Here is a 20531-nt window from a genome sequence, read left to right as displayed (position 1 = left end):
TAATCCAACCCCTGTGGCGAGGGAGCTTGCTCCCGCTGGGGCGCGTAGCGGCCCTGTTTTTTTGGGGGCTGCTGCGCAGCCCAGCGGGAGCAAGCTCCCTCGCCACAGAATCCGCGGCCCCCTCTTCCGTCGGTAAGACCATCGAAACTTTCCGGGCCGCGCGACAGTCATCACAAGACACAGGCAGTACGAGGTCATTGGCACGGGAGGAATACATGACGGCGATCCACATTGGTATTTCCGGCTGGCGCTACACGCCTTGGCGGGGGGATTTCTACCCCAAGGGGCTGACCCAGAAACGGGAATTGCAATTTGCCTCGCGAGCGGTCAATAGCATCGAAATCAATGGATCGTTCTACGCTCTGCAACGTCCCGAACGGTATGCCCAGTGGTATGCCGAGACACCGCCCGGCTTCGTGTTCAGCGTCAAGGCCCCGCGTTTCATCACCCACATCAAGCGCCTGCGGGACATCCGCAAGCCTTTGGCCAATTTCTTCGCCTCCGGCGTGCTGGAGCTCAAGGAGAAGCTGGGCGCGATCCTCTGGCAGTTTCCGCCCAGCTTCAAATTCGACCCTGAACTGTTCGAAGACTTCCTCAAGCAACTGCCCCACGACACCGAAGGCGCCGCCGCCCTGGCCCGCGAGCACGAGCCGCGCCTGGACGGCCACGCCAGCACCAAGACCGATAAAAAACGGCCGCTGCGCCACGCCGTGGAAATCCGCCATGAGAGCTTTATCGACCCGCACTTCGTCACGTTGCTCAAGCGCTACGACGTGGCCCTGGTGATCGCCGACACTGCCGGCAAATGGCCCTATCGCGAAGACGTCACCAGCGATTTTGTCTACCTGCGCCTACACGGAGCCGAGGAACTGTACGCCAGCGGCTATACCGACGAGGCGTTGAAGCGCTGGGGCGACCGGATCGAGGCCTGGAGCCACGGCAAGCAACCCGCCGACGCCCACCTGATCGACCCCGACAAGAAGCCTCGCGCCCGCAAAAGCCGGCAAGTGTTCTGCTATTTCGACAACGACATCAAAGTCCGCGCGCCCTATGACGCACGCCACTTGCTGGAACGCTTCCATCTGGACAAGGACCTCGCCACCGCGCCAGGCGAGCGCCCGGCCGAAGGGGTATTGCCATGAACCGCCCGGAAACCAGCGAAGCGACCCACGAGCCGACTCCGCAGCAGCCCCAGGTTATCGACCGGGTCAGCCACTTCACCGTGCTGACGGTCAACACCCACAAGGGCTTCACCGCCCTGAACCGGCGCTTCATCCTGCCGGAACTGCGTGAAGCGGTGCGCAGTGTGTCTGCCGATGTGGTGTTCTTGCAGGAAGTCCACGGCACCCACGAACACCACCCCCAGCGCTACAGCAACTGGCCGAGCATGCCGCAATACGAGTTCCTGGCCGACAGCCTCTGGCCGCAGTTCGCCTACGGGCGCAACGCGGTGTACCCGGCGGGCGACCACGGCAACGCGCTGCTGTCGAAATTCCAGATCATCCGTCATGAAAACCTGGACGTGTCCATCAGCGGCCATGAGAACCGCGGCATGCTCCACAGCGTGCTGCGCCTGCCGGGCGATGGACCGCAAGTGCACGCCATTTGCGTGCACCTGGGGCTGCGCGAAGGTCATCGTATCGAGCAACTCAAGTTGCTTTGCCAGCGCTTGAGCGAACTGCCGCCCGACGCGCCAGTGATCGTCGCTGGCGACTTCAACGACTGGCGCGGCAAGGCCAGTGAGCTGCTCGAACCCTGCGGTCTGCGCGAAGTGTTCGCCGAACAGTGGGGCAAGCCGGCTCGCAGTTTTCCGGCACGCCTGCCGATCCTGCGCCTGGACCGCATCTACGTGCGCAACCTCAAGGCCCGTCACGCCAAAGTATTGAATGTACGCCCTTGGTCACACCTGTCCGACCACGCACCGCTGTCGGTGGAGATCCAATTATGAGCGCGACGATGAACAAGGCGACGGTTGAGCAGGTCGAGACGCCGCCCACCGAGCGCAACCCGGCGCTGGCCGATATCGAATACGGCTGGCACGGCAACAATCGCGTCACGCTGCTGGAAAACGGCGAAGAGTATTTCCCCAGGGTCTTCGAGGCCATTCGCCGGGCCGAAACAGAAATCCTTCTGGAGACCTTCATCCTGTTCGAGGACAAGGTCGGCATTGAACTGCGGGATCTGTTGGTCGAAGCCGCCGAGCGTGGCGTGCGCATCACCGTCAGCCTCGATGGTTTCGGCTGCGGAGAGCTGACCACCGCTTTCCTGGCCTCGTTGAGTGACGCCGGGGTGCGCTTGCAGATGTTCGACCCCGCGCCGCGGCATCTGGGGATCCGCACCAACTGGTTCCGCCGCCTGCACCGCAAGATCGTCGTGGTGGACGGCGTGATTGCGTTTATTGGCGGGATCAATTTTTCCGCTGACCACCTGGGCGATTTCGGCCCCGAGGCCAAACAGGACTATTCCGTGGAGGTCAAAGGCCCGGCGGTGGTGGATATCCACCACTTCGCGCTGTTGCAGAGTGGCCGACCCGCCCGGGCCAAATACTGGTGGCAACGCCGCCGTAATCGCCGCAACGAGCTGGCGTTCAACGACCATGACGGCCAGGTGCGCCTGGTCTACCGGGATAACCACGAACACCAGACCGACATCGAAGAGGTCTACCTGCAAGTGCTGCGCAGCGCCAAGCGGCGGGTGGTGATCGCCAATGCCTATTTCTTCCCTGGCTACCGGTTGCTGCGCGAAATCCGCAATGCCGCGCGCCGGGGCGTGGAGGTCCGGCTAATCCTGCAGGGCCAGCCGGACATGATGATCGCCAAGCTCGCCGCCCGCATGCTCTACAGCTACCTGCTCAAGGCCGGCGTGGTGATCTACGAATATTGCGAGCGACCGCTGCACGGCAAGGTCGCCTTGGTGGATGAGGACTGGAGCACGGTGGGTTCGAGCAACCTCGACCCGCTGAGCCTGTCCCTGAACCTGGAGGCCAATGTGCTGATCCGCGACCGGGCGTTCAACCGCGAGCTGTTCGAGCGCCTCGATTACCTGAGTCGCAACCATTGCACCGCCATGCCCGAGGACCACGCCCCCCGGGGCCTGTTATGGCGCATGACCATCGGTTTCATGGTGTTCCACTTTTTGCGCCATTTCCCGGCCTGGGCCGGCTGGCTGCCGGCCCATAAACCGCGTCTGAAACCCTTTTCGCCGCCAACGGCGGTCCGGAGCGAACCCCATGAACCACTCTGAAGCGCACGCCGCGCCGAGAGATGCCCATGCGCCGGGACAGGCCAAGCCAAAATCGCGCTGGAGCCGCTGGAAAAGACCGCTGACCCTGGCGTTTTTCCTGCTGTTGATCGTGCTGTTCACCACCCTGGCCCGGCGCATCGACTGGTCGGAAGTGTTCGCCACGCTGGCGGACTTCAAGGTGCGCACCCTGGTCATCGCCGCCGCGCTGACGGTCACCAGCTTCATCACCTATGCCTGTTTCGACTTGATCGGTCGCACCTACATCCGCCAGAAACTGGGGTGGCGGCAGATCTTGCCGGTGGGGGTGATCAGTTACGCGTTCAACCTCAACCTCAGCGCCTGGGTCGGCGGCATCGCCATGCGCTATCGGCTGTATTCGCGGCTGGGGGTCAGCACCGGCAACATCGCCAAGATCCTCGGCCTGAGCCTGGCGACCAACTGGTTCGGCTACATGACCCTGGCCGGCGTAGTGTTCAGCAGCGGCCTGGTGACCATGCCGCCGGGCTGGAAGCTCAGCAGCGATGCGCTGCAAGGCGTCGGCGCGCTGTTGTTGCTGGTGAGTGCCAGTTACCTGGTGGCCTGCCGGTTCTCCAAGCGCCGGGCCTGGACCGTTCGCGGCATGGAAATCAACCTGCCGTCGCTGCGCATGGCGGTGCTGCAGCTGGCGTTGGGCGCGTTGAACTGGTCGCTGATGGCGGCGGTGATCTTCACGTTGCTGCCCAGCAAACTGGATTATCCGGTGGTGCTCGGGGTGTTGCTGATCAGCAGCATTGCCGGGGTCATCACCCACATTCCGGCGGGGCTTGGAGTGCTGGAGGCGGTGTTCATTGCCCTGCTGCAACATGAAGTGTCCCGGGGCAGCCTGTTGGCGGGATTGATCGCCTACCGAGCGATCTACTTCATCCTGCCGTTGCTGATTACCGTGGTGATGTACCTGGTGATCGAAGCGAAGGCCAAGGCGTTGCGGGTCAAGCCTGGGCTCAAGTGATGGGTTGCCTGGTTTGGCCCCATCGCGAGCAAGCTCGCTCCCACAGGGATGACTGGGATATAAGTTCGGGTTCACACAGTTCCATTGTGGGAGCGAGCTTGCTCGCGATGAGGCCCCCACAGCCACTCCACAATCACCGCTCCTGAATAATGCTCAACCGCTCTCCCACCACCATTTCCGTGATCCAGTCCACCAGGATCGAGGTGTAGGCCTGCTGTGACACGGGGTCGCTCAAGGCATGGTCGGCGCCGTCGATGATCCGGTGGGTCAGCGAATGGGTCTGCTGGCACGCCGCACGGTAGCTCATGATGGTGGCATGGGGCACGTAGGCATCGGTCTCGGACTCCACCAGCAGTACATCGCCAGTGAACTGCGAGCATGCATGCAAGGCACGATTGGTGCCGGCGTGCACCAGGGTGCTGCGGTAATCGAGCAGGTCAGTCTTGTCCAGGTCGCGCTTGGGCGTGTGCCATTGTTCGTCGCGGTACAGCGCCGGCACCCGCAGGGCCAGCCAGCGTACCGGGCGCAGCGATGTCAGGATCGAAGCCAGGTAGCCGCCATAACTGGTGCCCACCACGGCAATCGCCGAGGTATCCAAGGCTGGGTGGGCGAGCAGGCGGTCGTATGCCGCCAACAGGTCCCGCAGGTTGTCCTCGCGGGTGACCCGGGACAAGGGAATTCCCGCCCCGCCGGTGTGCCCACGCAAGTCGAAGGTCAGGCACACGCAACCCAGGCCGGCGATGCCCTTGGCCCGTTCCAGGTCCCGCTCCTGGCTACCGCCCCAACCGTGCACGAACAACACGCCAGGGACCTTCGACTTGGGACTCAGGAATGTCCCGTTCATGCGTTCATCGTCAATCTCGATCTGAATGGTTTCACTTCTAGCCGTCATAGGATTGAACCGTTACGTATTTGAGAAGGAAGTCGCCGTTGTGCGCCGCGCCGCGATAGACCTCCCTCGCGCCGGGCGGCAGCGGTTGTTCGGTGTAGGTCTCCACCGAGGACACCCGTACCGCGCTGGTTTGCGGCGCGTCGACGAACACCTGCAACGCCGCCAGTTCGGCGCTGCTGGCGCCGCCCATGCGCCACGACTGTTCCAACACGCCACCACGCGGCTGGCCGGCAGCATCGAGGCCCTGGGCAATGTCGTAATTGCGTCGCGACGCAAAAAAGCTCGGGTAAGCCTGGTTGGCGGCGTCATCAAACACTTGCGCCAGCCGCACCGCCTCGCGCACATCGTCGGGCAGTTCGAGCTTGAGCAACTCGATATAACCGCCCTGCACCACCAGCAGGTCCGACCCGCCGTACACCTCCACTCCTTGGCTGTCGTGGGTCAGGTGTTGTACACCGCAATAACTCAGGACCTTGCCGTTGATGAAGCTCTGGCCGACGCTCTGGGTCTTGACCTCGTTGAGGTGCTGTTCCAGCGCCACCCCTTCGCGAAACAACGCTTGGGCGTCAGGCTCGGCGACGATTTCATCGAACTGCGCCAGGCTCTTGATCAGCCGTTGCCCACGCCCGGCACAGGCATGGATCGGCTTGAGGCGAATCGGCCCGGTGTACAGCAAGTGCTCGGCAGCCGGACGCGCATCCTTGAGCGAAAAGACCGTCACGCCATCAAGCACCGCGCCTCGCGTGAGCTTGGCAAACAGCGGCGACCAGCCTTTGGGCGCCACGGCGTCCTTATTCAACAGACCATGGGTAATCGCCTTGGTGCAGATAAAATCATGCTCGACATACCCGCCCCACATATCCTCCGGCCCCTTGACCCCCAGGCGCATCGCGGCTTCGGCGCCGGTCAGGGTCTGTGTGGGCAACAGATAGAGATCATGACCGGCATGCCCCTGGGCGTCATGACTGTCGCCGTAGTCCCATCCCAGTATCTGCGCCAGCCACTGGGCCAGTGCTCGATTGGTCTCGACTTCATGGCGCGGCGCTTGTGGATTGACCGAATAGGCCACTACCCGCTTGTTGCGATTGACTGGTGTCATGCGTTGCCCTTTTTCCTGCGCTCGATGGCTGTGGATAAAGAAAGGTGCAGAGATCAGGCCAACGATGGCGTCGGCAATGATGGTCAGCCAAGCGGGGGCATTGTGCGCAATTGATGGCATCGGGCCTGTTTCATTCTGCACGACCCATGGCAGGCGTCCCGCAAATTGCACGATGCCAGGCTGCAGACACACCCCCCTGTGGCGAGGGAGCTTGCTCCCGCTGGGGTGCGAAGCGCCCCCCCCAAAGAACCGCGGTGTGTCAGTTGAGATGTTGGGGCTGCTGCGCAGCCCAGCGGGAGCAAGCTCCCTCGCCACAAAGGGTCAGTGTCAGCCCTTGGGAGTACTCGGTGGATTTACCCCAAACCGCGCCCGGTAATCACTCGGCGCCAACCCGGTTATTTTCTTGAATGTCGCGCGAAAAGCGCTCGGGTCCTGATAACCGACGGTCCAGGCAATGTGGTCGATGGTGCCATTGGTGAATTCCAGCATTTCCCGGGCCTTGCCGACGCGCAGGTGCTGACAGTATTCAGTGGGCTTGAGCCCGGTGGCGGCGCGAAACCGGCGCAGGAAGGTGCGTTCCTCCAGCCCGGCGCGTTCGGCCATCGCACCGAGGGACACCTCCACCGCACCGCTGCTTTGCAACCAATGCTGGACCTTGAGAATCGCCGGGTCGCCATGGCCGAGGATGGGCGCAAAATTACTGCCGCACTGGCTCGCGCTGTCGCTGTGCTCGATCACCAGAAATTGCGCCGTGCGCGTGGCGATGCTCGGCCCGAGCAGGCGGTCCACCAGGCGCAGCCCCAGTTCCGACCAGGCCATCAGCCCGGCGGTGGTGATCAGGTCGCCGTCGTCGACGATGGGTTTGTCGGCGTTGAGCTTGATCTTCGGGTAACGCGCCGCAAAGGTCTTGGCCGACGTCCAGTGGGTGGTGGCGCTGCGCCCGTCGAGCAGGCCGCTTTCGGCCAGCAGGATCGAGCCCACGCACACCCCGCCCAGCACCGTGCCGTCGGCGTGCCGCGCCCGCAGCCAATCCATCAGCGCCTCAGAGACCAAGCCCTCACTGAAACCAGCAAGGGACGGTGGAATCAACAACGCAGCCAGCTTGCCCGCCGGGCCGGTTTCGCTGTCGAACACCCGCAGCGGAGCCTCGCCTTCCTCCGCTCGCCAGTGACTCACCCGCAGCTGTGGCAACTGCGCGCTGGCCTGCTCGGCCGCGATCCGTTGCGCCACGGCGAACAGATCGGTCAAGCCATGCACCGCTGCCAGTTGCGCGCCGGGGTAGATGAGCACCCCGAGTTCGGCGACTGCCCTTTGCTGCGTCATTGTCAGTTTTCCCTCGCATATTGTCGTTGCGGCCAATCCTCGAAGCGGCAGCAAAAGCCAATACTGGCTTCACACCCCAACTGATCGAGGAAGCCTCATGTCCAAGCAAGCGCTCATCGTAGTCGATATCCAGAACGACTACTTCCCCCAGGGCAAATGGCCGTTGGTCGGCGCCGACGCGGCTGCCGACAATGCTGCCAGGCTGATCGAAGCCTTTCGTCAGGCCGGCGACAGCGTGCTGCACATCCGCCACGAATTCACCTCCGACGACGCACCCTTCTTCACCCCAGGCTCCGAAGGCGCACAACTGCACCCCAAGGTGCTCAACCGCGCCGATGAACCGGTGGTGCTCAAGCACTTCGTCAATGCGTTTCGCGAAACCGAACTGCAAGCCGTCCTCGATCAGCACGGTATCGAACAACTGGTGGTGGTCGGCAGCATGAGCCACATGTGCGTCGATGGCGTGGTGCGGGCGGCAGCTGACCTGGGCTACGGCGTCACGGTGATCCACGACGCCTGCGCGACCCTCGACCTGGAATTCAACGGCGTCGTCGTGCCGGCTGCGCAGGTGCATGCGGCGTTCATGGCCGCGCTGGGGTTTGCCTACGCGAGCGTGGTGAGCACTGAACAGTTTTTGGGCGCCAGCCGGACGCAGCCATAAGTTTCAAGCGAAAAAAAACCGCGCCTCGGAAACGAAGCGCGGTTTTGTCTTTAGCTCGAAGCCGTGAACTACTTTTTAGAACGGAATATCGTCATCGAAACTGTCGAAATCCGGAGCCGGTTGCGGCGCGGCCTGTTGTGGGGCCGGGCGTTCGCGTTGTGGCTGTGGCGCCGACTGCGGACGAGGCGCCTGCTGACGCGGGGCCGGAGCCGACTGCTGGTAGTTGTTGCCACCTTGTTGCTGGTCACCCTGTGGACGGCCGCCCAGCAGTTGCATGGTGCCTTGCATGTCGACCACGATTTCGGTGGTGTAGCGCTTGATGCCGTCCTTTTCCCACTCGCGGGTCTGCAGCTTGCCCTCGATGTACACCTGCGAACCCTTGCGCAGGTATTCGCCGGCGATCTCAGCCACTTTGCCGAACATCGACACGCGGTGCCATTCGGTCTTCTCGACCTTCTGCCCGGTCTGCTTGTCGGTCCACTGCTCGCTGGTCGCCAGGCTCAGGTTGGTCACGGCGTTGCCGTTTGGCAAGTAGCGAACTTCGGGATCCTGGCCGCAAGTACCGACCAATATGACTTTGTTAACCCCACGGGCCATAACGTTCTCCTAGGCTTCGCACGTGGTCGGGGCCGGGTTGTTCACCAGGCGCTCGAGCGTCGCGCGATCCAATAATTCGGTGTCGAGTTTGATATATACGGCCGCCTCGTCGGCGACCACCACTGCATCGGTTACTCCAACGACGGCCTTCAGGCGCTCGGTCAGGCCAGCCTCACGAATCGCCTCGGGCGATAAGGGCAAGCGCAGGCTCGTCACATAGGGAGGTTCGCGCATGGTAACAGCAAAGGCCAACCAAAGTGCAGCCAGCGCGGCACATCCCAGGAACACAACCGACAAACCGCCGTGCTGGAACAGCCAGCCGCCGAGGATCCCGCCCAACGCCGAACCCAGGAACTGACTGGTGGAATAAACCCCCATCGCCGTGCCCTTGCCGCCCGCCGGCGAAACCTTGCTGATCAGCGACGGCAGCGATGCCTCCAACAGGTTGAACGCGGTGAAGAACACCACCGTGCCGATCACCAGGGCCCGCAAGCTGTCGCCGAACTGCCAGAAGAATAGCTCAGTGAGCATGAGCGTCATGACGGCGCCGAGCAAAACTCGTTTCATTTTGCGTCGCTTCTCGCCATAGATGATGAACGGAATCATGGCGAAGAAGGAAATCAGCAGCGCCGTCAGGTAGACCCACCAGTGCTGTTCCTTGGGCAGGCCGGCCTTCTCGACCAAGGCCAGCGGCAAGGCCACGAAGCTGGACATCAGCATGGCGTGGAGCACGAAAATGCCCAGGTCCAGGCGCAACAGGTCCGGGTGCTTGAGCGTCGGGATCAGCGCCTGGCGCGCCACCCCGGATTCCCGGTGCTGCAACGGGCCAGTGGCGTGCGGCACCATGAACGCCACGATCAAAATCCCCACCAGCGCCATGGCGCCGGTTGCCAGGAACAGGCCGGACAAGCCAAAGGCACGGGTCAGCAACGGACCTACCACCATGGCCACGGCGAACGACAGACCAATGGTCATGCCGATCATGGCCATGGCCTTGGTCCGATGCTGTTCGCGGGTCAAGTCTGATAGCAGCGCCATGACAGCCGCGGAAATAGCCCCGGCGCCCTGTAGGATCCGTCCGGCGATCACGCCCCAGATCGAGTCGGCATTGGCCGCCAGCACACTGCCCAGGGCGAAGACGATCAGTCCCAGGTAGATGACCGGGCGCCGGCCGATGCGGTCGGAAATGACCCCGAACGGGATCTGGAAGATCGCCTGGGTCAGGCCATAAGCGCCAATCGCCAACCCGATGAGGGCCGGCGTCGCGCCAGCCAGGTCCATGCCATAGGTCGCCAGCACCGGCAACACCATGAACATGCCCAGCATACGGAAGGCGAACACCAGGGCCAGACCGCTTGCTGCGCGCGTCTCGCCACTACTCATGCGTTCGCTGTGGGGATCTTGCATGGAAAAACCTCATGTGAACCGGCGGCGATTCTACCAGTCCCATCGATTGAGAGGGTATATGGCGACTGTTTGCCGCGCAGTCTTCATGTATGGCTGCAATCGCACCGTCGATAGTGTGCATCCATCCAGTATTTGCCCGTATACTCCTACGTTTTCGACGCCCGCCGAGCGAGGCCACTTTGGACAAGATCCTGATTCGTGGGGCCCGTACCCACAACCTGAAGAACATCGACCTGACCCTGCCACGGGACAAGCTGATCGTCATCACCGGCCTGTCCGGATCCGGCAAATCATCCCTGGCCTTCGACACGTTGTACGCCGAAGGCCAGCGACGCTATGTCGAATCGCTGTCGGCCTACGCCCGGCAGTTCCTGTCGATGATGGAAAAACCCGATGTCGACACCATCGAAGGCCTGTCGCCGGCCATTTCCATCGAACAGAAGTCGACCTCCCATAACCCCCGGTCGACGGTCGGCACCATCACCGAGATCTACGACTACCTGCGCTTGCTGTATGCGCGGGTCGGTATTCCCCGTTGCCCCGATCACGACATTCCCCTGGAAGCCCAGACCGTCAGCCAGATGGTCGACCTGGTGCTGGCCCAGCCGGAAGGCAGCAAGCTGATGCTGCTGGCACCAGTGATTCGCGAGCGCAAGGGCGAACACCTGATGGTCTTCGAAGAACTGCGCGCCCAGGGCTTCGTGCGGGCCCGGGTCAACGGCAAGCTGTGCGAGCTGGACGAACTGCCCAAGCTGGATAAGCAGAAGAAGCATTCGATCGATGTAGTGGTCGACCGCTTCAAGGTCCGCGCCGATTTGCAACAGCGCCTGGCCGAGTCTTTCGAGACGGCGCTGAAGCTGGCCGATGGCATCGCCCTGGTCGCACCGATGGACGACGAGCCCGGCGAGGAAATCATCTTCTCCGCGCGCTTCGCCTGCCCGGTCTGCGGCCACGCCATCAGCGAGCTGGAACCCAAGCTGTTCTCCTTCAACAACCCGGCTGGCGCCTGCCCGACCTGCGACGGCCTGGGGGTCAAGCAGTTCTTCGACACCAAGCGGCTGGTCAATGGCGAGCTGACCCTGGCCGAAGGCGCGATTCGCGGCTGGGACAGGCGCAACGTCTATTACTTCCAGATGCTCGGTTCGCTGGCGGCCCATTACAAGTTCAGCCTGGACAAGCCGTTCAACGAGCTGCCCGCCGATCAGCAGAAATTCATCCTGCAGGGCAGCGGCTCGCAGAATGTCGACTTCAAATACCTCAACGACCGCGGCGACATCGTCAAGCGCTCCCACCCGTTCGAAGGCATCGTGCCGAACCTGGAGCGACGCTACCGCGAGACCGAATCGGCCAGTGTGCGCGAAGAACTGGCCAAGTTCCTCAGCACCCAGCCCTGCCCGGATTGCCGTGGCACCCGTCTACGGCGCGAAGCGCGGCATGTATGGGTCGGCGAGAAAACGCTGCCGGCGGTGACCAACCTGCCGATTGGCGACGCCACCGATTATTTCGGCGGCTTGAAGCTCACCGGCCGTCGAGGCGAAATCGCCGACAAGATCCTCAAGGAAATCCGCGAGCGCCTGCAGTTCCTGGTGAACGTCGGCCTGGACTACCTGACCCTCGATCGCAGCGCCGACACCTTGTCCGGCGGCGAAGCCCAGCGTATCCGCCTCGCCAGCCAGATCGGCGCCGGCCTGGTGGGGGTGATGTACATCCTCGACGAGCCGTCCATCGGCCTGCATCAGCGGGATAACGACCGGCTGCTCGGCACCCTGAAGCACCTGCGGGACATCGGCAACACGGTGATCGTGGTCGAGCACGACGAAGACGCCATCCGCCTGGCGGACTACGTGGTCGACATCGGCCCGGGCGCGGGCGTGCATGGCGGGCATATCGTCGCCCAGGGCACCGCCGCCGAAGTCATGGCACACCCTGACTCGCTGACGGGCAAATACCTGTCGGGCCGGGTCAAGATCAAGGTCCCGGCCAAACGTACGCCGCGCAACAAGAAGTTGTCGCTGACCCTCAAGGGTGCTCGCGGCAACAACTTGCGCAACGTCGACCTGGAAATCCCGATCGGCCTGCTGACCTGCGTGACCGGCGTGTCCGGCTCCGGCAAGTCGACGCTGATCAACAACACGCTGTTCCCCCTCAGCGCCACGGCCCTGAACGGCGCCACGACGCTGGAAGCGGCCGCCCACGACAGCATCAAGGGCCTGGAGCACTTGGATAAAGTGGTCGACATCGACCAGAGCCCGATTGGCCGTACCCCGCGTTCCAACCCGGCGACCTATACCGGGTTGTTCACACCGATCCGCGAACTGTTCGCCGGCGTGCCGGAGTCCCGGTCGCGTGGCTACGGCCCCGGGCGTTTCTCGTTCAACGTCAAGGGCGGGCGCTGCGAAGCCTGCCAGGGCGATGGCCTGATCAAGGTGGAAATGCACTTCCTGCCAGACATCTACGTGCCGTGTGATGTGTGCAAGAGCAAGCGCTACAACCGCGAGACCCTGGAGATCAAGTACAAGGGCAAGAACATCCACGAAACCCTCGAGATGACCATCGAGGAGGCCCGAGGGTTCTTCGACGCGGTGCCGGCCCTGGCGCGCAAGCTCCAGACGCTGATGGATGTCGGCCTGTCGTATATCAAGCTGGGGCAGTCGGCAACCACGCTGTCGGGTGGTGAAGCCCAGCGGGTCAAGTTGTCGCGCGAGCTGTCCAAGCGCGACACCGGCAAGACCCTGTATATCCTCGACGAGCCGACCACAGGCCTGCACTTCGCCGATATCCAGCAATTGCTCGACGTGCTGCACCGCCTTCGCGACCACGGCAATACCGTGGTGGTGATCGAACACAACCTGGACGTGATCAAGACCGCTGACTGGCTGGTGGACCTCGGGCCGGAAGGCGGCTCCAAGGGTGGCCAGATCATCGCCGTAGGAACGCCGGAACAAGTGGCCGAGATGAAGCAGTCCTACACCGGCTACTACCTCAAGCCACTGCTGGAACGTGATCGGGACTGATTTCACCCGCGCACGAAAAAGCCCCTGTCATCTCATCGATGGCAGGGGCTTTTTGTTCTCCTGTGGGAGCGAGCTTGCTCGCTCCCACAATGACCGCATCAGAACTGCGATTGCAGGTAGTTTTCCAACCCGACCAGCTTGATCAGGCCCAACTGCTTCTCCAGCCAGTAGGTATGGTCTTCTTCGGTGTCGTTGAGCTGGATCCGCAGGATCTCGCGGGTCACATAGTCGCCATGCTGCTCGCAGAGCTCGATGCCTTTGCACAGCGCAGCGCGGACTTTGTATTCCAGGCGCAGGTCGGCGGCGAGCATGTCGGGCACCGTGGTACCGACGTCGAGGTCATCGGCGCGCATGCGTGGCGTGCCTTCGAGCATCAGGATCCGGCGCATCAGCGCATCGGCGTGCTGGGTCTCTTCTTCCATCTCGTGGTTGATACGTTCGTAGAGCTCGGTAAACCCCCAATCCTCGTACATCCGCGAATGGATGAAATATTGATCACGGGCTGCCAGTTCGCCTGTCAGCAACGTGTTGAGGTAATCGATTACGTCTGGGTGACCTTGCATCGCCCTACATCTCCACAAGCTTTTAAAGGTTGTAGTTTGAACCAAGCTGACCGCAAGGTCACTGGCTCATCGCAATAAAAGCGAAGAAAATCTGAGAAAACCAGGGTAAATAACGCAAAAACCGCCCTAATGCGGGCGGTTCTGCTTCTCGTTTAGACTTAGTTAAGCGCTACACCCAAGGCTTTGGCGATGCCTTCTCCATAGGCAACATCGGCCTTGAAGAAATGCTGCAACTGACGGTCAACCACATCCTGCGATACGCCAGCCATCGCACCCGCGATATTGCTGATCAACAGCGCTTTCTGCTCATCGTTCATCAAGCGGAACAGCGCACCGGCGTGGCTGTAGTAGTCGGTGTCTTCGCGATGATCGTAACGGTCCGCCGCGCCACTGAGGGCCAATGCCGGTTCTGCATAGCGCGGAGCCTGCTTCGGTGCCTCCACGTAGCGGTTAGGCTCGTAGTTCGGTGCCGCCCCGCCATTGCTGCCAAACGCCATGGCGCCGTCACGCTGGTAAGTGTTGACCGGACTACGTGGTGCATTCACCGGCAATTGCTGGTGATTGGTGCCCACACGGTAGCGGTGCGCATCAGCGTAGGCGAAGACACGGCCCTGCAGCATGCGGTCCGGCGAGAGGCCAACCCCTGGCACCATGTTGCTCGGGCCAAACGCCGCCTGCTCGACTTCAGCAAAGTAGTTCAGCGGGTTGCGGTTGAGCTCGAGCATACCCACTTCGATCAACGGGAATTCTTTCTGCGACCAGGTCTTGGTGACGTCGAACGGATTCTCGTAATGCGCCGCGGCCTGGGCCTCGGTCATGACCTGGATGCAAACGCTCCATTTCGGGAAGTCACCGCGCTCGATGGCGCCGAACAAGTCACGCTGGGCGTAATCCGGGTCGGTACCCGCCAGGCGTGCTGCCTCTGCCGGCGCGAGGTTCTTGATCCCTTGCTGGGTCTTGTAGTGCCATTTCACCCAGTGGCGCTCACCCTGCGCGTTGATCAGGCTGTAGGTGTGACTGCCGAAGCCGTGCATGTGGCGGTAGCCATCCGGAATACCGCGATCAGAGAACAGAATGGTGACCTGGTGCAACGCCTCAGGCGAATGCGACCAGAAATCCCACATTGCCTGGGCGCTTTTCAGATTGCTTTGCGGCAGACGTTTCTGGGTGTGGATGAAGTCTGGAAACTTCAACGGATCACGGATGAAGAATACCGGCGTGTTGTTGCCGACGATGTCCCAGTTGCCTTCCTCTGTGTAGAACTTCAGGGCGAAGCCGCGCGGGTCGCGTTCAGTGTCGGCCGAACCACGCTCGCCACCCACGGTGGAGAACCGCAGGAAGGTGGGCGTCTGCTTGCCAACCGATTCGAACAACTTGGCGCTGGAGTACTGGGTAATGTCCCGGGTAACGGTGAATGTACCGTAGGCGCCCGAGCCTTTGGCGTGCACGCGACGCTCAGGGATGTTCTCGCGATTGAAGTGAGCAAGCTTCTCGATCAGGTGAAAGTCGTCGAGCAGCAACGGGCCGCGCGGGCCGGCGGAACGAGAGTTCTGGTTATCGGCGACAGGAGCGCCACTGGCGGTCGTAAGCGTTTTGGTCTGGCTCATGCTCAATCTTCCTAGGTCGGTCTTCGAACTGCCGGCTAATCGGCTGGCAAGGAGTATTGATCATGTTAATGACAGTATCCAAATTCATTAAATCATGGACATCGATAGTCTTTATCTAACGCTGAATACTTGCCGATCACCAAGCCATCCAAAACGGCTCATCTACTTTTTTCAGGCAACAAAAAACCGGGCACAAGGCCCGGTTTTTTGTATGTTGCCGACTTACTCAGCGGATACAGCTTCACCGCTGGTAGCACGATCAACCAACTCGACGTACGCCATAGGCGCGTTGTCGCCAGCGCGGAAACCGCACTTGAGGATGCGCAGGTAGCCACCCTCACGGGTAGCGTAACGCTTGCCCAGGTCGTTGAAGAGCTTACCAACGATAGCTTTCGAACGAGTACGGTCGAAAGCCAAACGGCGGTTAGCCAGGCTATCTGTCTTGGCCAGAGTGATCAGCGGCTCAGCAACGCGACGCAGTTCTTTGGCTTTCGGCAGTGTAGTTTTGATCAGCTCGTGCTCGAACAGCGACACCGCCATGTTTTGGAACATGGCCTTGCGGTGCGAGCTGGTGCGGCTCAGGTGACGACCACTTTTACGATGACGCATGGTTCATTCCTTACCAAACACAACGTTCGGTGATTACGACGATCAGGCAGTCGCCTTGTCGTCCTTCTTAAGACTTGCAGGCGGCCAGTTGTCGAGGCGCATGCCGAGGGACAGACCGCGGGAGGCCAGAACGTCCTTGATTTCAGTCAAGGATTTCTTGCCAAGGTTCGGAGTCTTCAACAGCTCTACTTCGGTACGCTGAATCAGGTCGCCGATGTAGTAGATGTTTTCCGCCTTAAGGCAGTTAGCCGAACGTACAGTCAGTTCCAGATCGTCAACCGGGCGAAGCAGGATCGGATCGATCTCGTCTTCCTGCTCGACAACCACTGGCTCACTGTCACCTTTGAGGTCGACGAACGCAGCCAACTGCTGTTGCAGGATGGTTGCAGCACGGCGGATAGCCTCTTCAGGATCCAGGGTACCGTTGGTTTCCAGATCAATAACCAGCTTGTCCAGGTTGGTACGCTGTTCGACACGGGCGTTTTCCACCACGTATGCGATACGGCGAACCGGGCTGAACGAAGAGTCAAGCTGCAAGCGACCGATGCTGCGGCTTTCGTCTTCATCGCTCTGACGCGAGTCTGCCGGTTCATAACCACGACCACGAGCTACGGTGAGCTTCATGTTCAGGGCGCCGTTAGACGCCAGGTTAGCGATTACGTGATCGGGGTTAACGATCTCGACATCATGATCCAGCTGAATATCGGCAGCGGTAACCACCCCCGAACCCTTCTTCGACAAGGTCAGCGTAACTTCGTCACGACCGTGCAGCTTGATAGCCAGACCTTTAAGGTTCAACAGGATTTCAATTACATCTTCCTGTACACCTTCGATGGCGCTGTACTCGTGGAGCACACCGTCAATCTCGGCCTCGACTACTGCACAGCCGGGCATTGAGGACAACAGGATGCGGCGCAGCGCGTTGCCCAGGGTGTGGCCGAAACCACGCTCGAGAGGCTCGAGTGTGATCTTGGCGCGGGTTGGACTGACAACCTGCACATCAATATGGCGGGGTGTCAGGAACTCATTTACCGAAATCTGCATGGATGCACCTATTTTCTAGCCCTTACTTGGAGTAGAGCTCGACAATCAGGCTTTCGTTGATGTCGGCGGACAGATCACTGCGAGCAGGAACGTTCTTGAAAACGCCCGACTTCTTCTCAGTGTCTACTTCTACCCATTCTACGCGGCCACGTTGGGCACACAGATCGAGAGCTTGGACAATGCGAAGTTGGTTCTTTGCTTTCTCGCGAACAGCAACCACGTCACCAGCACGAACCTGGTAGGACGGAACGTTTACGGTCTGGCCGTTAACGCTGATCGACTTGTGCGATACCAGCTGACGGGATTCGGCACGAGTAGAACCGAAACCCATACGGTATACAACGTTGTCCAGGCGGCATTCGAGCAGCTGCAACAGGTTTTCGCCGGTTGCGCCTTTCTTGCCAGCAGCTTCTTTGTAGTAGCCGCTGAATTGACGCTCGAGAACGCCGTAGATACGACGGACCTTCTGCTTTTCACGCAGTTGGGTACCGTAGTCGGACTGGCGACCGCGGCGTTGGCCGTGGATACCAGGTGCTGCTTCAATGTTGCACTTCGATTCGATCGCGCGCACGCCGCTCTTCAGAAAAAGATCGGTGCCTTCGCGACGAGCGAGTTTGCATTTTGGACCAATGTAACGAGCCATTCTTTACAATCTCCTGGATTACACGCGGCGCTTCTTCGGCGGACGGCACCCGTTGTGCGGGATTGGCGTCACGTCGGTGATGCTGGCGATCTTGTAGCCACAGCCGTTCAAAGCGCGGACTGCGGATTCACGACCTGGACCTGGACCCTTGACGTTGACGTCGAGGTTTTTCAGGCCGTATTCCAGCGCAGCTTGACCAGCACGCTCAGCAGCTACTTGAGCAGCGAACGGGGTGGACTTGCGGGAACCGCGGAAACCCGAACCACCGGAGGTAGCCCAGGAAAGAGCGTTACCTTGACGGTCGGTAATGGTCACGATGGTGTTGTTAAAAGAAGCATGGATGTGGGCGATGCCATCAACCACTGTCTTTTTAACTTTTTTACGAGGACGAGCAGCAGGTTTTGCCATGATTAAATTCCTGTCGATTCGCTGGGGCGATTACTTGCGGATCGGCTTACGCGGACCTTTACGGGTACGCGCGTTGGTCTTGGTACGCTGACCGCGTACTGGCAGACCACGACGATGACGCAGACCGCGATAGCAACCGAGGTCCATCAAGCGCTTGATTTTCATGTTGATTTCGCGACGCAGGTCACCTTCAGTGGTGAACTTCGCCACTTCGCCACGCAGCTGTTCAATCTGCTCGTCGCTCAGATCTTTGATCTTTGCCGCTGGGTTGACCCCAGTCACTGCACAAATTTTCTGTGCAGTAGTGCGACCAACACCATAGATGTAGGTCAGCGAGATAACAGTATGCTTGTTATCTGGAATGTTGACGCCTGCAATACGGGCCATTCAGTGGGACTCCAATTGACAGCTACCTACGCCCCGGAAGCCAAGAAATAGGGCGCGAGATAATATCGCTGTAATAACAAATAATCAACCCGGCAGCGCACTAGCTGCCGGGCTTAAAGCACAATCACACTCAGCCTTGGCGCTGTTTGTGACGCGGTTCCGCGCTGCAAATTACCCGAACAACACCTTCGCGGCGAATAATCTTGCAGTTACGGCACAGCTTTTTCACCGATGCACGAACTTTCATCACCAACTCCTCGAACCTTATGGACGCTACTCAGCGCAACATGCCGCTGCCGTAGCCCTTCAGGTTGGCTTTCTTCATCAGGGATTCGTACTGGTGCGAAACGAGGTGCGATTGTACTTGGGACATGAAGTCCATCACAACCACGACCACGATCAGCAACGAGGTCCCGCCAAGGTAGAACGGTACGTTTGCCGCAACCACCAGGAACTGGGGCAACAGACAGACGGCCGTCATGTAAAGAGCACCGAACATGGTCAAGCGAGTCAGAACGCCATCAATGTAGCGCGCAGACTGCTCACCTGGACGGATGCCCGGAATAAAGGCACCGGACTTCTTCAGGTTTTCCGCTACGTCTTTCGGATTGAACATCAACGCCGTATAGAAGAAGCAGAAGAAAATAATCCCTGCACTAAACAGCAGAATATTCAACGGCTGACCAGGAGCGATCGACTGCGAGATGTCCTGCAACCAGCCCATACCTTCAGACTGGCCGAACCAGGCACCCAACGAAGCCGGGAACAGCAGGATGCTGCTCGCGAAAATAGCCGGAATTACGCCGGCCATGTTCACCTTCAACGGCAAGTGGCTAGTCTGCGCAGCAAATACCTTGCGGCCCTGCTGACGCTTGGCGTAGTGAACAGCAATACGACGCTGACCACGCTCGATGAACACCACGAAACCGATAATCGCTACTGCCAGCAGACCGATGGCAACCAGGGCGAAAATGTTGATATCACCCTGACGCGCAGACTCGAAAGACTGCCCGATCGCTCTCGGAAGACCGGCGACGATACCTGCGAAGATCAACATCGAGATACCGTTGCCAACACCACGCTCAGTAATCTGCTCACCCAGCCACATCATGAACATCGCGCCCGCCACAAAAGTGGTTACCGCAACGAAATGAAAGCTGAAGTCAGCAGTGAACGAAACGCCCTGCCCCGCCAAGCCGATGGACATGCCAATGGCTTGAACGAGAGCGAGGACGACAGTGCCGTAGCGGGTGTACTGGCTGATCTTGCGACGGCCAGCTTCACCTTCCTTCTTCAACTGCTCCAGCTGCGGGCTGACGGCGCTCATCAATTGCATGATGATCGATGCCGAAATGTACGGCATGATCCCCAGTGCAAAGATGCTCATCCGCTCCAGCGCGCCGCCGGAAAACATGTTGAACAAGCTAAGAATGGTCCCCTCATTCTGTCGAAACAGGTCCGCGAGTCGGTCCGGGTTGATACCTGGAACCGGGATGTGTGCGCCTATTCGGTAGACGATAATCGCCAGGAACAGAAAACGCAGACGAGCCCAGAGTTCAGACATACCGCCTTTGCCGAGCGCAGAGAGAGCACCTTGCTTAGCCATTTATTCCTCGAACTTGCCGCCAGCTGCTTCGATAGCCGCACGCGCACCTTTGGTGGCGCCGATTCCCTTTCCGATGGTGACAGCACGAGCAACTTCGCCCGACAGCATGATTTTCACACGCTGAACGTTCTGGTTGATCACGTTGGCATCCTTCAGGGACTGCACGGTGACGATGTCGCCGTCCACTTTGGCCAGTTCGGACAGACGCACTTCTGCGCGATCCATGGCTTTCAGGGAAACGAAACCGAACTTCGGCAGGCGACGATGCAGCGGCTGTTGACCGCCTTCAAAGCCTGGAGCAATGGTGCCACCGGAGCGGGAGGTCTGACCTTTGTGGCCACGGCCACCGGTCTTGCCCAAACCACTACCGATACCACGGCCCGGACGATGCTTTTCGCGACGGGAACCCGGCGCTGGACTCAGATCATTGAGTTTCATCG

21 protein-coding genes are annotated in these 20531 nt (G+C 60.4%); 6 read left to right on the top strand and 15 right to left on the bottom strand.

The window, feature by feature from the left end; translation table 11 throughout:
* Positions 1-215 precede the first annotated feature (215 nt).
* The 4 genes from LQ215_RS17485 to LQ215_RS17470 are packed head-to-tail and all read left to right on the top strand — an operon-like array spanning position 216 to position 4231.
* Entirely contained in the window at positions 216-1142 is a 927-nt protein-coding gene (locus LQ215_RS17485; protein ID WP_230151677.1) for a DUF72 domain-containing protein, read from the top strand.
* The gene (locus tag LQ215_RS17480) at positions 1139-1948 is read left to right on the top strand and encodes an endonuclease/exonuclease/phosphatase family protein (protein WP_230151676.1); all 810 of its coding nucleotides are present in this window, start codon (positions 1139-1141) and stop codon (positions 1946-1948) included. The genes LQ215_RS17485 and LQ215_RS17480 overlap by 4 nt, the downstream gene beginning before the upstream one ends.
* Positions 1945-3243, top strand: a complete 1299-nt coding sequence (gene clsB / locus LQ215_RS17475; protein ID WP_230151674.1) for a cardiolipin synthase ClsB — start codon at positions 1945-1947, stop codon at positions 3241-3243. The genes LQ215_RS17480 and clsB overlap by 4 nt, the downstream gene beginning before the upstream one ends.
* Positions 3230-4231 (top strand): lysylphosphatidylglycerol synthase domain-containing protein, encoded by a 1002-nt coding sequence (locus LQ215_RS17470; RefSeq protein WP_230151672.1) that lies wholly within the window; start codon positions 3230-3232, stop codon positions 4229-4231. Before clsB ends, LQ215_RS17470 begins: the two co-directional genes overlap by 14 nt.
* A gap of 133 nt (positions 4232-4364) precedes the next feature.
* Here the strand turns inward: LQ215_RS17470 and LQ215_RS17465 are convergent, their stop codons facing one another.
* From LQ215_RS17465 to LQ215_RS17455, 3 genes are all read right to left on the bottom strand, one after another.
* On the bottom strand, positions 4365-5123 hold the full coding sequence (locus LQ215_RS17465; RefSeq protein ID WP_063324151.1) for an alpha/beta hydrolase family protein: 759 nt from the start codon (positions 5121-5123) through the stop codon (positions 4365-4367).
* Complete coding sequence (locus tag LQ215_RS17460; RefSeq protein ID WP_230151683.1) at positions 5113-6222, bottom strand: DUF3182 family protein; 1110 nt, start codon at positions 6220-6222, stop codon at positions 5113-5115. The genes LQ215_RS17465 and LQ215_RS17460 overlap by 11 nt, the downstream gene beginning before the upstream one ends.
* Before the next feature lie 327 nt (positions 6223-6549).
* Positions 6550-7545, bottom strand: a complete 996-nt coding sequence (locus LQ215_RS17455; protein ID WP_230151671.1) for a GlxA family transcriptional regulator — start codon at positions 7543-7545, stop codon at positions 6550-6552.
* Between the two features lie 97 nt (positions 7546-7642).
* On the opposite strand from LQ215_RS17455, the gene LQ215_RS17450 reads away from it, so the two are divergent.
* Positions 7643-8206 carry a cysteine hydrolase family protein gene (locus LQ215_RS17450; RefSeq protein ID WP_230151670.1) on the top strand — a complete coding sequence of 188 codons (564 nt, stop codon included), beginning with the start codon at positions 7643-7645 and terminating at the stop codon, positions 8204-8206.
* A gap of 75 nt (positions 8207-8281) precedes the next feature.
* Here LQ215_RS17450 and LQ215_RS17445 read toward each other — a convergent pair whose 3' ends face one another.
* Together LQ215_RS17445 and LQ215_RS17440 are read right to left on the bottom strand one after the other, a co-directional pair.
* Positions 8282-8803, bottom strand: coding sequence for a single-stranded DNA-binding protein (locus LQ215_RS17445; protein WP_003206078.1), 522 nt, complete (start codon positions 8801-8803; stop codon positions 8282-8284).
* 9 nt (positions 8804-8812) lie between these two features.
* Positions 8813-10210: an MFS transporter gene (locus tag LQ215_RS17440; protein ID WP_057452332.1), complete on the bottom strand. Its 1398-nt coding sequence runs from the start codon at positions 10208-10210 to the stop codon at positions 8813-8815.
* Positions 10211-10389: 179 nt separating this feature from the next.
* Here LQ215_RS17440 and uvrA point away from each other — a divergent pair, with 179 nt between their 5' ends.
* Entirely contained in the window at positions 10390-13224 is a 2835-nt protein-coding gene (gene uvrA, locus LQ215_RS17435; RefSeq protein ID WP_230151669.1) for an excinuclease ABC subunit UvrA, read from the top strand.
* 98 nt (positions 13225-13322) lie between these two features.
* Here the strand turns inward: uvrA and bfr are convergent, their stop codons facing one another.
* The 10 genes from bfr to rplO form a co-directional block, all read right to left on the bottom strand.
* Entirely contained in the window at positions 13323-13787 is a 465-nt protein-coding gene (gene bfr / locus LQ215_RS17430; protein ID WP_230151667.1) for a bacterioferritin, read from the bottom strand.
* 158 nt (positions 13788-13945) lie between these two features.
* On the bottom strand, positions 13946-15394 hold the full coding sequence (locus tag LQ215_RS17425; protein ID WP_230151665.1) for a catalase: 1449 nt from the start codon (positions 15392-15394) through the stop codon (positions 13946-13948).
* A gap of 222 nt (positions 15395-15616) precedes the next feature.
* Positions 15617-16003, bottom strand: a complete 387-nt coding sequence (rplQ, locus tag LQ215_RS17420; RefSeq protein WP_003186009.1) for a 50S ribosomal protein L17 — start codon at positions 16001-16003, stop codon at positions 15617-15619.
* 42 nt (positions 16004-16045) lie between these two features.
* On the bottom strand, positions 16046-17047 hold the full coding sequence (locus LQ215_RS17415; protein ID WP_003186012.1) for a DNA-directed RNA polymerase subunit alpha: 1002 nt from the start codon (positions 17045-17047) through the stop codon (positions 16046-16048).
* Between the two features lie 22 nt (positions 17048-17069).
* Positions 17070-17690, bottom strand: a complete 621-nt coding sequence (gene rpsD, locus LQ215_RS17410; RefSeq protein ID WP_003176404.1) for a 30S ribosomal protein S4 — start codon at positions 17688-17690, stop codon at positions 17070-17072.
* 18 nt (positions 17691-17708) lie between these two features.
* Positions 17709-18098: a 30S ribosomal protein S11 gene (rpsK, locus tag LQ215_RS17405; protein WP_002555466.1), complete on the bottom strand. Its 390-nt coding sequence runs from the start codon at positions 18096-18098 to the stop codon at positions 17709-17711.
* Between the two features lie 30 nt (positions 18099-18128).
* Positions 18129-18485, bottom strand: a complete 357-nt coding sequence (gene rpsM / locus LQ215_RS17400) for a 30S ribosomal protein S13 (RefSeq protein WP_003186020.1) — start codon at positions 18483-18485, stop codon at positions 18129-18131.
* Positions 18486-18615: 130 nt separating this feature from the next.
* The gene (gene rpmJ, locus LQ215_RS17395; RefSeq protein WP_002555468.1) at positions 18616-18732 is read right to left on the bottom strand and encodes a 50S ribosomal protein L36; all 117 of its coding nucleotides are present in this window, start codon (positions 18730-18732) and stop codon (positions 18616-18618) included.
* A 30-nt stretch (positions 18733-18762) separates the two neighbouring features.
* Positions 18763-20091 carry a preprotein translocase subunit SecY gene (gene secY, locus LQ215_RS17390; protein WP_003186029.1) on the bottom strand — a complete coding sequence of 443 codons (1329 nt, stop codon included), beginning with the start codon at positions 20089-20091 and terminating at the stop codon, positions 18763-18765.
* Positions 20092-20529 (bottom strand): 50S ribosomal protein L15, encoded by a 438-nt coding sequence (rplO, locus tag LQ215_RS17385; RefSeq protein ID WP_003186032.1) that lies wholly within the window; start codon positions 20527-20529, stop codon positions 20092-20094.
* Between the last annotated feature and the right edge of the window lie 2 nt (positions 20530-20531).

Origin of the sequence: Pseudomonas brassicacearum, assembly GCF_918698105.1 — a bacterium.
In the GTDB taxonomy this organism is placed as follows: domain Bacteria; phylum Pseudomonadota; class Gammaproteobacteria; order Pseudomonadales; family Pseudomonadaceae; genus Aquipseudomonas; species Aquipseudomonas brassicacearum_F.
Note: the sequence above shows the minus strand (reverse complement) of the source record. Positions and strands in the feature narration are given on the sequence as shown.

What these genes read in the sequence shown, in the direction of transcription:
- LQ215_RS17445 (WP_003206078.1), bottom strand. Translation starts at nt 8,803, where the DNA reads ATGGCCCGTGGGGTTAACAAAGTCATATTGGTCGGTACTTGCGGCCAG.
- LQ215_RS17415 (WP_003186012.1), bottom strand. Translation starts at nt 17,047, where the DNA reads ATGCAGATTTCGGTAAATGAGTTCCTGACACCCCGCCATATTGATGTG.
- rpmJ (WP_002555468.1), bottom strand. Translation starts at nt 18,732, where the DNA reads ATGAAAGTTCGTGCATCGGTGAAAAAGCTGTGCCGTAACTGCAAGATT.
- LQ215_RS17470 (WP_230151672.1), top strand. Translation starts at nt 3,230, where the DNA reads ATGAACCACTCTGAAGCGCACGCCGCGCCGAGAGATGCCCATGCGCCG.
- rplQ (WP_003186009.1), bottom strand. Translation starts at nt 16,003, where the DNA reads ATGCGTCATCGTAAAAGTGGTCGTCACCTGAGCCGCACCAGCTCGCAC.
- LQ215_RS17425 (WP_230151665.1), bottom strand. Translation starts at nt 15,394, where the DNA reads ATGAGCCAGACCAAAACGCTTACGACCGCCAGTGGCGCTCCTGTCGCC.
- LQ215_RS17465 (WP_063324151.1), bottom strand. Translation starts at nt 5,123, where the DNA reads ATGACGGCTAGAAGTGAAACCATTCAGATCGAGATTGACGATGAACGC.
- LQ215_RS17480 (WP_230151676.1), top strand. Translation starts at nt 1,139, where the DNA reads ATGAACCGCCCGGAAACCAGCGAAGCGACCCACGAGCCGACTCCGCAG.
- secY (WP_003186029.1), bottom strand. Translation starts at nt 20,091, where the DNA reads ATGGCTAAGCAAGGTGCTCTCTCTGCGCTCGGCAAAGGCGGTATGTCT.
- LQ215_RS17485 (WP_230151677.1), top strand. Translation starts at nt 216, where the DNA reads ATGACGGCGATCCACATTGGTATTTCCGGCTGGCGCTACACGCCTTGG.
- rpsD (WP_003176404.1), bottom strand. Translation starts at nt 17,690, where the DNA reads ATGGCTCGTTACATTGGTCCAAAATGCAAACTCGCTCGTCGCGAAGGC.
- LQ215_RS17450 (WP_230151670.1), top strand. Translation starts at nt 7,643, where the DNA reads ATGTCCAAGCAAGCGCTCATCGTAGTCGATATCCAGAACGACTACTTC.
- LQ215_RS17440 (WP_057452332.1), bottom strand. Translation starts at nt 10,210, where the DNA reads ATGCAAGATCCCCACAGCGAACGCATGAGTAGTGGCGAGACGCGCGCA.
- LQ215_RS17455 (WP_230151671.1), bottom strand. Translation starts at nt 7,545, where the DNA reads ATGACGCAGCAAAGGGCAGTCGCCGAACTCGGGGTGCTCATCTACCCC.
- bfr (WP_230151667.1), bottom strand. Translation starts at nt 13,787, where the DNA reads ATGCAAGGTCACCCAGACGTAATCGATTACCTCAACACGTTGCTGACA.
- LQ215_RS17460 (WP_230151683.1), bottom strand. Translation starts at nt 6,222, where the DNA reads ATGACACCAGTCAATCGCAACAAGCGGGTAGTGGCCTATTCGGTCAAT.
- rplO (WP_003186032.1), bottom strand. Translation starts at nt 20,529, where the DNA reads ATGAAACTCAATGATCTGAGTCCAGCGCCGGGTTCCCGTCGCGAAAAG.
- rpsK (WP_002555466.1), bottom strand. Translation starts at nt 18,098, where the DNA reads ATGGCAAAACCTGCTGCTCGTCCTCGTAAAAAAGTTAAAAAGACAGTG.
- clsB (WP_230151674.1), top strand. Translation starts at nt 1,945, where the DNA reads ATGAGCGCGACGATGAACAAGGCGACGGTTGAGCAGGTCGAGACGCCG.
- rpsM (WP_003186020.1), bottom strand. Translation starts at nt 18,485, where the DNA reads ATGGCCCGTATTGCAGGCGTCAACATTCCAGATAACAAGCATACTGTT.